General features: G+C 60.1%; 15 protein-coding genes and 1 tRNA gene. 11 read left to right on the plus strand and 5 right to left on the minus strand.

All coding sequences use genetic code 11. The features are described from left to right. A partial coding sequence (locus ABMC88_RS14020; RefSeq protein ID WP_349577524.1) for a cadherin-like domain-containing protein occupies positions 1 to 2,082 on the minus strand: 2,082 nt, incomplete at its 3' end. A gap of 939 nt (positions 2,083 to 3,021) precedes the next feature. Then, positions 3,022 to 3,105: transfer RNA gene (locus ABMC88_RS14025), tRNA-Leu, on the minus strand. 138 nt (positions 3,106 to 3,243) lie between these two features. Here ABMC88_RS14025 and ABMC88_RS14030 point away from each other — a divergent pair. Both ABMC88_RS14030 and ABMC88_RS14035 read left to right on the plus strand, forming a co-directional pair. Next, positions 3,244 to 3,822, plus strand: a complete 579-nt coding sequence (locus tag ABMC88_RS14030) for a YqaA family protein (RefSeq protein ID WP_349577525.1) — start codon at positions 3,244 to 3,246, stop codon at positions 3,820 to 3,822. After that, the gene (locus ABMC88_RS14035) at positions 3,819 to 4,289 is read left to right on the plus strand and encodes a disulfide bond formation protein B (RefSeq protein ID WP_349577526.1); all 471 of its coding nucleotides are present in this window, start codon (positions 3,819 to 3,821) and stop codon (positions 4,287 to 4,289) included. Before ABMC88_RS14030 ends, ABMC88_RS14035 begins: the two co-directional genes overlap by 4 nt. On the opposite strand, the gene ABMC88_RS14040 is transcribed toward ABMC88_RS14035, so the two are convergent. After that, the gene (locus ABMC88_RS14040; protein WP_349577527.1) at positions 4,286 to 4,711 is read right to left on the minus strand and encodes an Lrp/AsnC family transcriptional regulator; all 426 of its coding nucleotides are present in this window, start codon (positions 4,709 to 4,711) and stop codon (positions 4,286 to 4,288) included. The two genes, ABMC88_RS14035 and ABMC88_RS14040, sit on opposite strands and share 4 nt — an antisense overlap. 113 nt (positions 4,712 to 4,824) lie before the next feature. Here ABMC88_RS14040 and rocF point away from each other — a divergent pair, with 113 nt between their 5' ends. Further along, positions 4,825 to 5,745, plus strand: coding sequence for an arginase (gene rocF, locus ABMC88_RS14045; protein WP_349577528.1), 921 nt, complete (start codon positions 4,825 to 4,827; stop codon positions 5,743 to 5,745). Positions 5,746 to 5,762: 17 nt separating this feature from the next. After that, positions 5,763 to 6,806 carry an ornithine cyclodeaminase gene (gene ocd, locus ABMC88_RS14050; RefSeq protein ID WP_349577529.1) on the plus strand — a complete coding sequence of 348 codons (1,044 nt, stop codon included), beginning with the start codon at positions 5,763 to 5,765 and terminating at the stop codon, positions 6,804 to 6,806. 18 nt (positions 6,807 to 6,824) lie between these two features. Here ocd and ABMC88_RS14055 read toward each other — a convergent pair whose 3' ends face one another. Both ABMC88_RS14055 and dksA read right to left on the minus strand, forming a co-directional pair. Beyond that, positions 6,825 to 7,997 (minus strand): FAD-dependent monooxygenase, encoded by a 1,173-nt coding sequence (locus ABMC88_RS14055; protein WP_349577530.1) that lies wholly within the window; start codon positions 7,995 to 7,997, stop codon positions 6,825 to 6,827. An 81-nt stretch (positions 7,998 to 8,078) separates the two neighbouring features. Continuing rightward, complete coding sequence (dksA, locus tag ABMC88_RS14060; protein ID WP_349577695.1) at positions 8,079 to 8,501, minus strand: RNA polymerase-binding protein DksA; 423 nt, start codon at positions 8,499 to 8,501, stop codon at positions 8,079 to 8,081. Positions 8,502 to 8,670: 169 nt separating this feature from the next. Here dksA and ABMC88_RS14065 point away from each other — a divergent pair, with 169 nt between their 5' ends. From ABMC88_RS14065 to ABMC88_RS14095, 7 genes are all read left to right on the plus strand, one after another. Beyond that, positions 8,671 to 9,510: an AAA family ATPase gene (locus ABMC88_RS14065; RefSeq protein WP_349577531.1), complete on the plus strand. Its 840-nt coding sequence runs from the start codon at positions 8,671 to 8,673 to the stop codon at positions 9,508 to 9,510. A 5-nt stretch (positions 9,511 to 9,515) separates the two neighbouring features. Beyond that, positions 9,516 to 9,887, plus strand: a complete 372-nt coding sequence (locus tag ABMC88_RS14070; protein WP_349577532.1) for a hypothetical protein — start codon at positions 9,516 to 9,518, stop codon at positions 9,885 to 9,887. 281 nt (positions 9,888 to 10,168) lie between these two features. Beyond that, positions 10,169 to 11,539 carry a DUF2927 domain-containing protein gene (locus ABMC88_RS14075; RefSeq protein ID WP_349577533.1) on the plus strand — a complete coding sequence of 457 codons (1,371 nt, stop codon included), beginning with the start codon at positions 10,169 to 10,171 and terminating at the stop codon, positions 11,537 to 11,539. Positions 11,540 to 11,554: 15 nt separating this feature from the next. Continuing rightward, a complete protein-coding gene (locus tag ABMC88_RS14080) occupies positions 11,555 to 11,722 on the plus strand; it encodes an apolipoprotein acyltransferase (RefSeq protein ID WP_349577534.1) in 168 nt (55 codons plus the stop codon). Further along, positions 11,722 to 12,909: a vWA domain-containing protein gene (locus ABMC88_RS14085; protein ID WP_349577535.1), complete on the plus strand. Its 1,188-nt coding sequence runs from the start codon at positions 11,722 to 11,724 to the stop codon at positions 12,907 to 12,909. Before ABMC88_RS14080 ends, ABMC88_RS14085 begins: the two co-directional genes overlap by 1 nt. A 138-nt stretch (positions 12,910 to 13,047) precedes the next feature. Continuing rightward, positions 13,048 to 13,350 carry a hypothetical protein gene (locus tag ABMC88_RS14090; protein WP_349577536.1) on the plus strand — a complete coding sequence of 101 codons (303 nt, stop codon included), beginning with the start codon at positions 13,048 to 13,050 and terminating at the stop codon, positions 13,348 to 13,350. 41 nt (positions 13,351 to 13,391) lie between these two features. After that, positions 13,392 to 13,733, plus strand: a complete 342-nt coding sequence (locus ABMC88_RS14095) for a hypothetical protein (RefSeq protein ID WP_349577537.1) — start codon at positions 13,392 to 13,394, stop codon at positions 13,731 to 13,733. The last annotated feature ends 19 nt before the right edge of the window (positions 13,734 to 13,752 follow it).

Here is a 13,752-nt window from a genome sequence, read left to right on the forward strand (position 1 = left end):
CACGACCGCCTGGCCGACATCGCTTTGGCCGTTCGGGTCTGTAATAGTATAGGTGATCGTTGCTTCACCGTTGAAGTTTGGCGCTGGTGTGAAGGTCACGGTGCCGTCGCCATTGTCGACAACAGTCCCCTGCTCAGCCGGGACAAGAATGTCCGACAACGTCAGCTCGTCCAGAGTATTGTCCGCATCGGTATCGTTGCCGCGCAGATCGACGATGACAGCGGTGTCTTCATCTGTGGTTGCGGCGTCATCGTTGGCCACAGGCGCTTGCAGGCCGGTTGGATCGCCAAGGATTTCCTCGATCTCGGTGAATTCGAGTGTGCCGGTTACACCGCCGGCGCCATCTAGGAATTCAACTGTACCTGAGTCCGAGTCGCCATCGGCGTCGCGGGTCACGTCTGTCAGGCGAAAGTCGCCTGCGTTTGTCAGATCAAGCGTGTCGAAATCAACGCCTGTTGTCTCGCCCGTGCCGCCGTCGACAGTGTCGCCGTCGGTGCCGCCTACGAACAGGTCGGAATCGTCGCCACCCGACAGGGAATCCGCGCCTTCGCCACCTGTGATGGTGTCATCGCCGGTTTCGCCGAAGATGGTGTCGGCGCCAGCGTTGCCAGACAGATCATCGTCGTTGCTTTCATCCACAATGACAACGTCGCCCGTGTCAAAGAAGACGTCGGTGATGTTGATGTCCGTGCCGCCTGAACCAGTCTGCTCATGCACGATCTCGATCCGCGAAACGGGACCGGGAATGTCGACTTGCAGCGTGTAGAACGGATTCGTCGCGTCGGCGTAGCCGCCATCGCTGGCAGCGGTGTCCGTGCCGTTGAGGCCGTCACGGTCGGACAGCGTCAAACCGCCGCCGCCTGCCAGATTAACTTCGATCGGGTTGCCGTCTTCGTCGTAGGCCAGAACAGTGACGCGCGTGTCGCCATTGATGTCGTTGATGTTGAAGTCAACGTTGGTGACAGGTGTGTCAAACTCAAGGCGGTATTCGTCTTGCTCACCCGGAACCAGTGTTGTCGAGCTCGAGAGCGAGCTGGTCGTGCTAACGGTTTCGTCGCCCCCGTCGATACCCGTCACGTCAAGCCGTTCTGTCGTTACGCGTGTGTCCGTTTTGGGGGACGCCGACGATACGATCGTGAAGGCTACATTGACGTTGCCGGTGTCTTGGGTGAAGTCCGTCGCGACTTCGCCCTCGGCAAAGCCTGCTTCGCTCCAGTTAAAGCTTTCGCGCACGCCGCCTGTCGTGACAGGCGCGTCGTCATTTGCAAGCGTACGGTCGCCATAGATCAGGTCGTCGCCTGCGCCGCCCGCGACAACATCATCGCCAGAACCCGCATAGATGTCGTCGTCGCCTGAAAAGGCCGTGACGGTGTCATTGCCGCCCAAAGCGTCTACAATATCGTCGTCAGCGCCTTCGCCGGCAATCAACGCGTCGCCCGCATCAATCCGGTCGCCCTCCGGATCGCCTTCATAGGCCAGATCGATGGTGTTGGCAGCGTCATCACCAGACACAATGCCATCGCCGTCCGCGCCAGGATCGACAGGGTCTACCGGATCAACGGGATCTACCGGGTCAACAGGATCCACTTCGTCAACGGTGTCGTCCTCGAACACAAGGTTATCAATGCCGCCCGACCCTTCCAGCGCCACTTCGAACCGGACGGTGCCGGGTACAAACAACTGAACCGTGGTCTGGTCGTTGTCGCCCACCGGCGGCACAAACTGTTCGCTCAGAACGGTGCCGTCTTCTGCAAAGAACGTCAGGCGCGCAGGCGCTTCGATATCGATAAATGTCAGCGACTTGATCGCCACAGCATCCGCAAAATCAAACGCAAAGACACCGCCCGTGGCGTTGTCATTCGGATCGTCTGCATTCCCATCCTGAGAGATGACGAGCACATTATCCAGATTATCCGACGCCAGATCCTCATCCCCACCTGTGGGGTTGTTGGTGTCAAAGATCATCGCCTGATCCACACCCGTACCGTTTGCGCTTGCAGAGACGGTCACACCCAGATCGCTGAATTGGTCGGTGACGGTGTTACCTGCGGAAAGTGCGTTGAAATCGATTGTTCTGATCATAGTAAGTGCTCCTATGCTGCGGTGCGCGCGGCGCGCGACGCGGCCGGATTGTAAGATGTGTTACGTGTGAGTGGCCGAGAGACTGGAACGGCAAACCCGGTCGCCGACAGGCTCCCTGCGTCTCGTTTCATCGCGAGATTCGACTTCAACATTTGTCTTCTCCGTTCTTTCTCTTCAACCCCGTGGGGCTTTGCTACAGGTCGGCATAAACCACACGCAGCGATACCTCTCTGAGGGGGAAGACGGGCCGAATTGAGGCCAAATCGCGGAACATTACGGACGTTCCGAGACTATGTAGCAGCAGTCGCAAACATGCGGCGCTACACCTTCCCACATCATTTGATGCAGTCCTTGTGTGGCCGCCCCCGGACCTTGGTCGTGTCGTCGCCCCCCAGTTGGGCTTGGATCATAGATATATCTCAGGGTGTTCGAGACAAAGGGAAAAATGTTCGAAAAGTGTCACAGATGTGGCCGGATGGTTAATTCGGGCGGTGTACTCACAAACAAATTACACGCTATGAGAGAGCGTTGTTTCCATTCACGAATTCCCGATTTTTCGGCTAAGTTAACGTAATCGCACGGTGAATAGAGATTTATCTCCGAAATACGCCTGAATTAACGCACGCCCATTGTTCACAGCACCGCTACAATGCGTCTGATTGGGCCATGGGCAGCTCCCCGCTTACCTCCAAGTTCCCCTAGGGTAAGTCGTTTTCTTTTTGGAACCAATCCGCCCTATCCCGTCGAATTAGCTGCCAAAGCGCTTGGAAAGTGACACATTTCGCCGAATCGTTTTGGCCCGAAATTGAGACTGTAAACAATTCCAAAAAGGGAAAACCTTCCATAAATCGTCGCTTTTCACCGCGCTGATGCCGCTAAAAAAGGCAGTCTGCGTCATTTGAATTAAGGCAATTTACGGAGACCTGACATTTGTCAGGTTGGTACCCAAGGCCGGACTCGAACCGGCACGCCTCGCGGCGGGAGATTTTGAATCTCCTGCGTCTACCATTCCGCCACTTGGGCACTGGACGCGGTGTAGCCCGTGCCTGTTGGCGGAGCAAGACCAAATTCACACACCATCGCAAACTCCCCTTGGGCGGCTCTTGACCTGCGCAAACTGGCGTGGTGTTCAAGGGGCACCGCAGCAGGAGCGCCCAACCTATGATACAACGCCTCTATGACTGGACTCTCAGCCTGGCCGAGCACCGCCACGCGATGTGGGTTCTGGCACTTGTTGCCTTCCTCGAGAGTTCGATGTTTCCGATTCCGCCCGATATTATCATGATCCCGATGATTATAGCGCGGCCCAACCGCGCCTTTGTGATTGCGGGTGTGGCGCTGATGGCTTCGGTGCTGGGCGGGATGCTGGGCTATGCCATCGGGGCGCTGGCCTATGACACGATTGGCGCGCCGATCCTACAGGCACTTGGCAAGGGCGACGCGATGGCGGAATTTGCCACGCGGTTTAATGATCTGGGCTTTTGGGCCGTGCTGGTCGCGGGGGTCACGCCCTTCCCCTACAAGGTTATCACTATCATGTCGGGCTTTACCGCCATGCCGATCGGTACATTTATCGCCACCTCTATTCTGGCGCGGGGTTTGCGCTTTTTCCTTGTGGCGCTGCTGCTGTATAAATTCGGCGCACCTGTGCGCGACTTTATTGAAAAGCGGTTGCCATTGATGTTCACCCTTGCCGTCGCCTTGCTGATCGGCGGCTTTATGGTTTTGAAATTGCTATGAGCACGCTCGACCGCGCCCTTCGCCTTACCATGATCGCGGCCTTTGGGTCGGCCATCGTGTTGGCTGGAGCCTATGCATTCCAGCATCTTGGCGGCATGGCCCCGTGCAAGCTGTGCCTGTGGCAGCGTTGGCCCCACGCCGCGGCCATCGTGATCGGCGCGGTTGTTGTATTGACCAAGCAGATGCGTCTTGCCTGGCTGGGGGCATTGGCCGCCCTCTCCACCGCTGCCATCGGCGCCTATCACGTCGGGGTCGAGCAAGGCTGGTGGGAAGGCCCGACCAGCTGCACCTCTAGCGGCGTGTCCAACCTCAGCGCCGAGCAGCTGATGGAGCAAATCCTCGCCGCTCCTCTGGTGCGCTGCGACGATATCGCGTGGCAGTTGGCGGGCATCAGCATGGCGGGCTGGAACGCGATTGCGTCCCTGTGCCTTGCCGCCCTGTGGATCAAAGCAGCCCGCGCCGCCTAGCCCGACTTCTGCGTCGACAAAAGCAGGCTCGTCTCCGAGGCCACCACCCCGTCAAGCTGGCGGATGCGGTCCAGAACGCGGTCGAACTCCTCCAGCGTGGTGGTACCAATCTCGACAATCAGGTCCCAGCGGCCATTGGTGGAATGCACCGCCCGCAGCTGCGCCATCGTGGCCAACTGCCGCTTGATCCGCGTGGCACCGCGTCCCTCGATCTCGATCATCATCATGCCGCGCACGGGGTCACGGGCCACATCGCCCCGCGTGACAACCGAAAAGCCGACGATGTCGCCGGCTTGCTGCAACCGCGCCAGCCGCGCCCGCACCGTTGTGCGCGACAGGCCCAGCGTCAGCGCCAGATCAGACAAAGACGCCCGCGCATCATGGCGCAGCGCAGCGATCAACCTCTCGTCCGTTACGTCCATCTCGACCCTCCATATTGGCCAGATCACTTCCTAATTGGCCACATTGTACGCTATTCGGTTTCCATATGCACGGGCTATACCCGCCCTGACACATCAACTCAGGAGCAGACAGCATGATCCCGCAACATTGTATTCTTCAAGGCGCCCCCCTTGATTGTGGTAAAATTCGCCGTGGCTGTATCATGGGGCCTGACGCCTACCGCACCGCGGGGCTGGCCGAAGCGCTGCAAAGCCTTGGCCACACTGTCACCGACATCGGCAACGTCACGCCCGCGCCTTTTGACGACACACCGCACCCCAAACTCCACCGCCTGTCCGAGACTATCGCATGGACCCATGCCCTCGCCGACACTACCGAAAGGTCACTGACGCGCGGGATGCCCATCACCATGGGCGGCGATCATGCGCTGGCGGCGGGGACGATGCTGGGTGCCATGCGCCACGCGGCGGCGCAGAACCGCCCGCTTTTCGTGCTTTGGCTGGACGCCCACAGCGACTTTCACACCCTCGACAGCACCGACAGCGGCAACCTGCACGGCACGCCCATGGGCTATGTCACAGCCCGCGAGCCCTTTGGCGGCTGGCCCGCCCTGCCCGCGCCGCTGCCCTACGCGAATATCGCGATGATTGGCCTGCGCTCGGTTGATCCGGCAGAGCGTGACGCCCTGCAAGACACCGCCATCACGCGCGTCGACATGCGCGAGATCGACGAGAGCGGCATCGCCCGCCCGCTGGGTGCGTTTTTGGAACGCGTAGCGGCGGCGAACGGCATGTTGCATGTCTCGCTTGATGTGGACTTCCTCGACCCTGCTGCGGCGCCTGCGGTGGGAACCACCGTGCCGGGCGGTGCGACTGTGCGCGAAGGTCATCTGGTCATGGAGATGGTCAACGACAGCGGGCTGATGACCTCCCTCGATCTGGTCGAGCTGAACCCGTTTCTGGATGAACGTGGCCGCACGGCCGAGCTGATGGTCGATCTGGCCGCCTCGGCCCTTGGCCGCAACGTATTCGACCGCCCCACCCGCGCATTTTGATCCCGAAGGAAACCACTATGAATACCCCATCCGAAAAAGCACTTGTCCCCTTTGTCAGCGTCGACCAGATGATGCAGCTGATCCATCACATCGGCCTTGCCCCCATGCTGCGCGGCCTCAGCGACCGGATCGAGGGCGACTTTCGCCGCTGGCCGCTGTTTGACAAGACGCCGCGTGTGGCGTCGCACTCCGATGTCGGCGTGATTGAGCTGATGCCAACCTCGGATGGTGAGGTCTACGGCTTCAAATACGTGAACGGCCACCCTGACAACACGCGCAGCGGGTTGCAGACGGTGACGGCTTTCGGGCTGCTGTCGGATGTGGCCACGGGCTATCCCGTGCTGTTGTCCGAGATGACGATCCTCACGGCGCTGCGCACGGCGGCAACCTCGGCTTTGGCGGCGCGGGTCTTGGCGCCCAAAGGGTCCAAGGTCATGGCGATGATCGGCAATGGCGCGCAGTCCGAATTCCAAAGCATCGCGATGCAGGCGATTGTCGGGATCGAGGAAGTGCGCCTGTATGACACCGACCCCGCCGCGACCAAAAAATGCGCCCGCAATCTGGCAGGCTCCGGCCTGCGCGTGGTGGCCTGCGCATCGGCGGAAGAGGCGATTTTGGGCGCGCAGATCATCACAACCTGCACGGCAGACAAACAATATGCGACGATCCTGACGGACAACATGGTGGGCGCAGGCGTGCATATCAACGCCATCGGCGGCGATTGCCCCGGCAAGACCGAGCTGGCCCCCGCCATCCTGCACCGCGCTGATATCTTTGTGGAATACCCTGCACAAACCCGCATCGAGGGCGAGATACAGCAGCTAAAGGCCGACCACCCCGTGACCGAGTTCTGGGAAGTGCTGGAGGGCCGCGCCCAAGGGCGGCGCGATGCCAAACAGATCACCCTGTTTGACAGTGTCGGCTTCGCGATCGAGGACTTCTCGGCGCTGTGTTATGTGCGCGATGCGATCCGTGGTACGGCATTTTTCACCGCGCTTGACATGCTGGCCGACCCCGATGACCCCCGCGACCTGTTCGGCATGGTAGCGCGGGCGAAATAAGCGAGGAGCGCAGCGCAGCTAGCGAGGAGCGCCCGCGGTCACGTCATGGCCGTAGAGCCAGTCAAACGCGCCCAGCATACGGCGCGGCGCAAAACGGCTGCCTGTGCGCAGGCCCAGATGCGCCAGCGCCCGTAACGGTCCAGGGTGCAGGTGATAGCGCCACGCGTTGCCCTCGGCCACTTTGATCACCCGCGTCACCCTTGGCACCCGCAGCGCCTGATACGCCTCCAGCGCCGCGGTGCCGCCACGGGTGACGTGGTCGGCCAGAACCCATGCGTCCTCCAACGCCATATTGGCCCCCTGCGCCAGAAACGGCAACGTTGGGTGCGCCGCATCACCCAACAGCGCCACGCCGCCGCGCTGCCAGACAGCGGCCACGGGATGGCGGTGCAAGCCCCACAGCGTCGGCACTTCAACCGCGTCGATCAGCGCCCGCGCCGTGCCACTGAAGGCGGCAAACGCCTGCCTCAGGTTGGCGGCGTCATCGGGGTGGTTCCACCCCTCTTCTGCCCATGTCTCGCGTTCCTCTACGGCAACAAGGTTCACCAACGCGCCGCCGCGCAACGGGTAGCTGACCAGATGCCGCCCGGCGCCCATAGTAACCATCGCGACATCCGCATGGCCAACCGTGTTGGGCACCGCCGCGCGCCACGCCACCTGCCCCGTGAAAAACCCTGCATCCGCCCCGTTGAGCGCAACACGGGCCCGCGAATGGATCCCATCCGCCCCCACAACCAGCTCGGCCCGCCGTGTGCTGCCATCGGCCAGCGTCAGTTGGGGCATATCGCCTGCCACGACATCCTCCACTTGCGTGCCGAATTCAAAGCTCACGTTCTGCTCGCGCGCAGCGCGGGCCAGCGCATCGACCAGATCAGCGCGGTGCATAAACAGATAGCGTTGCTGCGCGGGCAGTTGCGTCAGGTCCAGACGCGCCACATCGCCTTGCTTGTCAAAGGCCTGCATAACGACCGCTTGACCCTGCACAGCACCTTGCGCTTTCAGCCGTTTCTCCAACCCCAATGCGCGCAGCACGGCCAGCCCGTTCGGGCTGATCTGCAAACCAGCGCCGACTTCGCGGATGGCCGGCGCTTGCTCCAGCACCGTCACCGCCACGCCGCGCCGCGCCAATGCGCAGGCCGCAGCCAACCCGCCGATCCCTGCCCCGATGACAATTGCGTTGTTCAGCCCCATAGCCGCCCCTCACATACAAACAGGGCGCTGCGGTTTTCACCGCCGCGCCCCTGGTTCTTTATTGCGCGTCGCGCAATCGGCTCACTCGTCGCGGTGGACTTTCTCACGGCGCTCGTGACGCTCTTGCGCCTCAAGGCTCATGGTGGCGATGGGCCGCGCATCCAGCCGCTTGAGCGAGATCGGCTCACCGGTAACCGAGCAATAGCCGAATTCGTCCTCTTCAATGCGGCGCAGTGCGGCGTCGATCTTACCGACCAGCTTGCGCGCGCGATCGCGGGTGCGCAGCTCCAGCGCACGGTCTGTTTCCTCCGAGGCGCGATCATTCACATCGGGAATGTTGCGCGTGCCGTCTTTCATCGTTTCGATGGTGTCGCGGCTGCCCTCCATAAGCTCGGCTTTCCAGTCCAGCAGCTTGCGGCGAAAATACTCGACCTGACGGTCATTCATAAACGGCTCGTCCTCGGCTGGACGATAATCATCTGGCAAAAAATTCTCTTGCTTCACGGTGTCTTCCCCCTTGACGGTTTTCGACAATGTCACGTGGATTCCCTCCTCACGACGCCCCCATTTGGGCGGGGTTTATAGGACGGATCAGCGATTGTCACTACTCAATCACACGCTATTATGCCCTTCGGAACACACCAATAAACTGAACCAGAGGGTTGATCACGATATGAAATTCCAAGGCACCGCCGACTACGTCGCAACGGATGATTTGAAAATTGCGGTAAACGCTGCGGTCCAGCTGGAACGCCCCCTGCTGGTCAAGGGCGAACCCGGCACAGGCAAGACCGAACTTGCGCGCCAGGTCTCGGCCGCGCTGGGGCTGCGCATGATCGAGTGGAACATCAAATCCACCACCCGCGCCCAGCAGGGCCTTTATGAATACGACGCCGTCAGCCGCCTGCGCGACAGCCAGCTGGGCGAGGAAAAAGTCCACGATGTTGCCAACTACATCCGCAAGGGCAAACTGTGGGAAGCCTTCGAGGCGGGCGAAAAAGTCGTTCTGCTGATCGACGAGATCGACAAGGCCGACATCGAATTCCCCAACGACCTTTTGCAAGAGCTCGATAAGATGGAGTTCTTCGTCTACGAGACAGGGCAGACGATCAAAGCGGACGTGCGCCCGATCGTCATCATCACCTCCAACAATGAAAAAGAGCTGCCCGACGCCTTCCTGCGCCGCTGCTTCTTCCACTACATCCAGTTCCCCGACATGGAGACCCTCAAGAAAATCGTCGAGGTCCACCACGCAGGCATCAAACCCGATCTGCTGACCACGGCGCTCACGCAATTCTACGAGATTCGCGACCAGCAGGGGATCAAGAAAAAGCCATCGACGTCCGAGGTCATCGACTGGCTCAAACTGCTGCTGGCCGAAGATATGGATGCGGCCGACCTGAAAGCCGATGGCGCATCCGCCCTGCCCAAGCTGCACGGCGCCCTGCTCAAGAACGAACAGGACGTGCATCTGTTTGAACGCCTCGCCTTTATGGCACGCGGCGGACGGTGACAGAGATGTCGCGGCGCGGTCTGTACTATCTCGTCGCGATCCTACCCTTGCACTACTTTGCAATGCTGGCGGCCTCCTTGCCGCCGGCATTGTTGCTGCCCCCTGACATTCTGGTTCAGGCCGTGATGGCGGTGCCGCTGTTTACGGGCCTGATTTATTGGTCGGTCCCCGCCTTGTTGCGGCGTCTTGGCCTGTTGCGCCCTGACCAGCCCGCAGGCGCTATTCGCGCATATTCGCTGGCTGTGGTGGGGCTTTGCATCGCTTTTGCAGCCGCGGGCATCGTTATGGGGATCACCACCCCGCTAGAGGCGGCGATCTTTGGGCTTTTCGCCCTGCTGATGGCCCATATGATGCTGCTGCGCCGACTGACCAAATGACACATTGATGCGCAAACGGGCCTAAGCGCCGCCTATCCCGATAAAACTGTGGCTTTTTCGCATCCTCAACCACAGGTTTGCCTCAATCAAGACAATTTGCCACGATTTTGCCTTAATTGCTCCATACCCGTGACTGGTTGAGGGACGAAAAGATCTCCGACACAGCTCAAAAAAGGGCAGGCAGGCAGAGTTATGAGTATTCGGAACGCACTTTTCGTGCGCGTAGTTTTTGCGCGTATTCCAACAAGTTACACACCGCAGTTCATTTATGGTGATCGCACATGAAGTCGCGCATTGCCTTGGTGCTGGCGATTGTACTTAACGCGTGTACCCCCACCACCAGCGGGGATGTATCACGGCTGAATATTTCGACCGAAAGCGGCCTGCCGCCCATCAAGGTCTTTGCCACAGGACGGCACGCCAGCCCGATCCGCGCCAATAACGACCTCGCCATTGATTTCATCGAGCTTTCTTTCAAGCTCGAAAGCGGGCGCGACCTGCCCGTTTTCACGCGCTTTGAAGGGCCGATCACGGTCGCCGTTACGGGCAAGCAGCCCCCCTCGTTGCAGCATGACCTGCGCCGCCTTCTGGCCCGCCTGCGCAGTGAGGCCCGCATCAACATCTCCCAGGTCAAGGGACCAGGCGCGAATATCACGATCAATGCGGTGCCCCGTTCGGCCATTCGCAAACTGCTGCCGCAGGCTGCCTGTTTCGTCGCCCCCAATGTCAGCACCATTGATGAATACCGCAAAGCCCGCCGCAGCAAAAAGGCCAACTGGTCACAGCTGCGCAGCCGCGAAAAGCTGGCGATCTTCCTGCCCAATGACGTAAGCCCGCAAGAAGTGCGTGATTGCCTGCACGAAGAGCTGGCGCAATCGCTGGGCCCGCTCAACGATCTGTACCGCCTGCCCGACAGCGTCTTTAACGACGACAACGTCCATACCGTGCTGACCGGCTTTGATATGCTGATGCTGCGGACCTATTATTCGCCCAAGCTGCATAACGGCATGTCACGCGGTCAGGTGGCGGCGACCCTGCCCCACATCCTGCGTGAGATTAACCCCCAAGGCGAACGTGCCGCGGCGAACTATGCCACCCGCACGCCGCAGCCGTGGAAACGGGCGATTGAAACGGCGCTTGGCCCCGCCTCTGGCCGCTCGGCCCGCTATGCCGGCGCCAACGAGGCCCTGCGCATCGCCACCGCGATGGGCTGGCAGGACCAGCGCCGCGCCTTTGCCCATTACGCCATGGGCCGCGTGTTGCAACGCGACAATCCGCAGGCCGCCCAAGACCACTATGCAAAGGCGAAAAAGTTCTATGAAGCCACCCCCGGCACCCGCCTGCACCGCGCCTATGTCGCCACGCAGCTGTCGGCCTTTGCCATCAGTCAGGGCGCGGGGGCACATGCGCTCAAACTCATCGGGCCGCATATCGAAACAGCCAAGCTGAACGAGAATGCCGCATTGCTTTCAACGCTCTTGCTGCTACGTGCAGAGGCGCTGGATCTGGAGAACCGCCCTTCGGAAGCATCGGCTGTGCGTCTGGACAGTCTGGGTTGGGCACGCTACGGATTTGGCTCTGACTGGGCGGTGCGGGCCAAGCTGCGTGAGATTTCATCACTCAGCCCGCTGAAAGGCCGCCCGCAACTGTAAAAAGGGCGACGTGGCATGATCGTAATCGGGTTGGCAATTATCGGGGCAATCATTGGCGGCATGACCGCCAAGAAACGCCGCGGCAACCGCAAGGATATTGCGCAATACGCAGCAGGCTATGGCATGGCCTTCCTGATCGTGGGCATGTTCATCACCGTGATCATCGACAGGGCGCTAAGCTGATGTTCCTGCCGTTTTTTGAGCATTTGCGCGCCCATAAGGTTCCCGTATCCATGCGGGAGTTTCTGGCTTTCCTTGATGGCATGTCCGCCGGTCTGGCCACCTATGACGTCGAGGCGTTCTACTACCTCGCCCGCGTCAGCATGGTGAAGGACGAACGCAACATCGACAAGTTCGACCAAGCCTTCGCCGCTGCCTTTTCCGGATTGGAAAACATCACGGTAGAGCAGGTTCTTGAAGCGGTAGACATCCCCGAAGAATGGCTGCGCAAGATGTCCGAAAAGCATCTGAGCGCGGAAGAAAAAGCCGAGATCGAAGCCTTGGGCGGGTTCGACAAGCTGATGGAGACGCTCAAAGAGCGGCTGAAGGAACAAGAGAAGCGCCACGAGGGCGGCAACAAGTGGGTTGGCACGGGCGGCACCTCGCCCTTTGGCGCTTATGGCTACAACCCCGAAGGCGTGCGGATCGGCCAGAAGGAAGGCCGCCACGGCAAAGCGGTCAAAGTCTGGGACAAGCGCGAGTTCCGCAACCTCGATGACAGCGTCGAGCTGGGCACCCGCAACATCAAAGTGGCACTGAAACGCCTGCGCCGCTGGGCGCGCGATGGCGCGAACGAGGAGCTGGATCTGAACGGCACCATCCGCTCCACCGCCGAGCAAGGGTACCTGGACGTCAAGACACGGCCAGAGCGGCGCAATGCCGTGAAGGTCTTGCTGTTTTTGGACGTTGGCGGCTCGATGGACCCGCATATCAAAGTGGTGGAGGAGCTGTTTTCTGCCGCAAGATCCGAGTTCAAGCACATGGAATCGTTCTATTTCCACAACTGCCTTTATGAAGGTGTGTGGCGCGACAACCGCCGTCGCTGGGACGCGCAGACCCCCACGCATGAGATCATCCGCACCTACGGCCCCGACTACCGCTGTATCTTTGTCGGTGACGCCAGCATGAGCCCCTACGAGATCGCCTACCCCGGTGGCGCGAACGAGCATTGGAACCCCGAGGCAGGCTCGGTCTGGCTGAACCGCGCGCGCGAGCAGTGGAAATCAAACCTCTGGATCAACCCGATCCCCGAGAAATACTGGTCCTATACCCAGTCGATCACCATGATCCAGGAAATTTTCGGCCAGGAGGCGATGGTGCCCATGACGCTTGAAGGATTGTCACGCGGGATGCGCACGCTGACGCGGTAAACGCTGCGGCCTGAACACAGGACACGCCTGCACACCTCATGCGGGTAATTCTTAAACCTAGTTTATGAACCGCTGGCTGCTTTCTAAGAGGGTTCTTGCAGTGGGTTCTGCAAGTCTTCTGGGATTCTGGCCGCGATTATGACCCCACGTTTTGGAAGCGACGACCATGACGATCTCGCTGAAGAAACACCGTTCAGCCTTAAGCCCGAAGAAACGCCATTGGTCCTTGAAACCGATGCCGCACCCGACAGCCATGAAATTGATCTGGTGACTGAAGGCACGGAAGAAAGCGATTTTTTCAATCTGGAAGATGTCCCCCGCGACGGTCGCGGAGACCTGACAGCCCCACAAACGCAAATGGAGGGGACGACATTTCTGCGCTCACGTCGGAAGTTGGCGTTGAACCATCGGGATTTTAAGAAGACGCCTTGGCTAAGTTGAATATCTAGGGCGGCGACGACTCGCCGATTTTGGGCGCCTCCATGACCGATCTAGGGGTTTTGCGAAGCGGCGGCGCTGATACAATCCGCATCGGGTTTGATCCGGATGTCCTGCCCACAAATCGCGTTGCTCAGCGCCTGTTCGAAGGCTTCGAGGCGGGGCCTTACACGATAGAGCTGGACAAACCCTTGACCAACGGCACCTACGTGGCACGTGAACTGCATCTGGAAGAGGATCCGCAGACCAATACACCCCGCATCACTGTCGGCTACACAAGTCAGACCGAAACAAGCCGTGACATGGTGTTCACACGCAATGCAACAGGGGTGCAGATGAATGACATTGTGCTGCTCGATGACTCGACGCTGGAACCGGCAACCTAAGACAAACGTCCCTTTTCAC

Origin of the sequence: Sulfitobacter aquimarinus (assembly GCF_040149565.1) — a bacterium.
Lineage (GTDB): Bacteria > Pseudomonadota > Alphaproteobacteria > Rhodobacterales > Rhodobacteraceae > Sulfitobacter > Sulfitobacter aquimarinus.

Bases quoted from the DNA above. Each gene is read 5' to 3' on its own strand.
- ABMC88_RS14030 (WP_349577525.1), top strand. From the start codon at position 3,244: ATGATACAACGCCTCTATGACTGGACTCTCAGCCTGGCCGAGCACCGC.
- ABMC88_RS14035 (WP_349577526.1), top strand. From the start codon at position 3,819: ATGAGCACGCTCGACCGCGCCCTTCGCCTTACCATGATCGCGGCCTTT.
- ABMC88_RS14040 (WP_349577527.1), bottom strand. From the start codon at position 4,711: ATGGACGTAACGGACGAGAGGTTGATCGCTGCGCTGCGCCATGATGCG.
- rocF (WP_349577528.1), top strand. From the start codon at position 4,825: ATGATCCCGCAACATTGTATTCTTCAAGGCGCCCCCCTTGATTGTGGT.
- ocd (WP_349577529.1), top strand. From the start codon at position 5,763: ATGAATACCCCATCCGAAAAAGCACTTGTCCCCTTTGTCAGCGTCGAC.
- ABMC88_RS14055 (WP_349577530.1), bottom strand. From the start codon at position 7,997: ATGGGGCTGAACAACGCAATTGTCATCGGGGCAGGGATCGGCGGGTTG.
- ABMC88_RS14065 (WP_349577531.1), top strand. From the start codon at position 8,671: ATGAAATTCCAAGGCACCGCCGACTACGTCGCAACGGATGATTTGAAA.
- ABMC88_RS14070 (WP_349577532.1), top strand. From the start codon at position 9,516: ATGTCGCGGCGCGGTCTGTACTATCTCGTCGCGATCCTACCCTTGCAC.
- ABMC88_RS14075 (WP_349577533.1), top strand. From the start codon at position 10,169: ATGAAGTCGCGCATTGCCTTGGTGCTGGCGATTGTACTTAACGCGTGT.
- ABMC88_RS14080 (WP_349577534.1), top strand. From the start codon at position 11,555: ATGATCGTAATCGGGTTGGCAATTATCGGGGCAATCATTGGCGGCATG.
- ABMC88_RS14085 (WP_349577535.1), top strand. From the start codon at position 11,722: ATGTTCCTGCCGTTTTTTGAGCATTTGCGCGCCCATAAGGTTCCCGTA.
- ABMC88_RS14090 (WP_349577536.1), top strand. From the start codon at position 13,048: ATGACCCCACGTTTTGGAAGCGACGACCATGACGATCTCGCTGAAGAA.
- ABMC88_RS14095 (WP_349577537.1), top strand. From the start codon at position 13,392: ATGACCGATCTAGGGGTTTTGCGAAGCGGCGGCGCTGATACAATCCGC.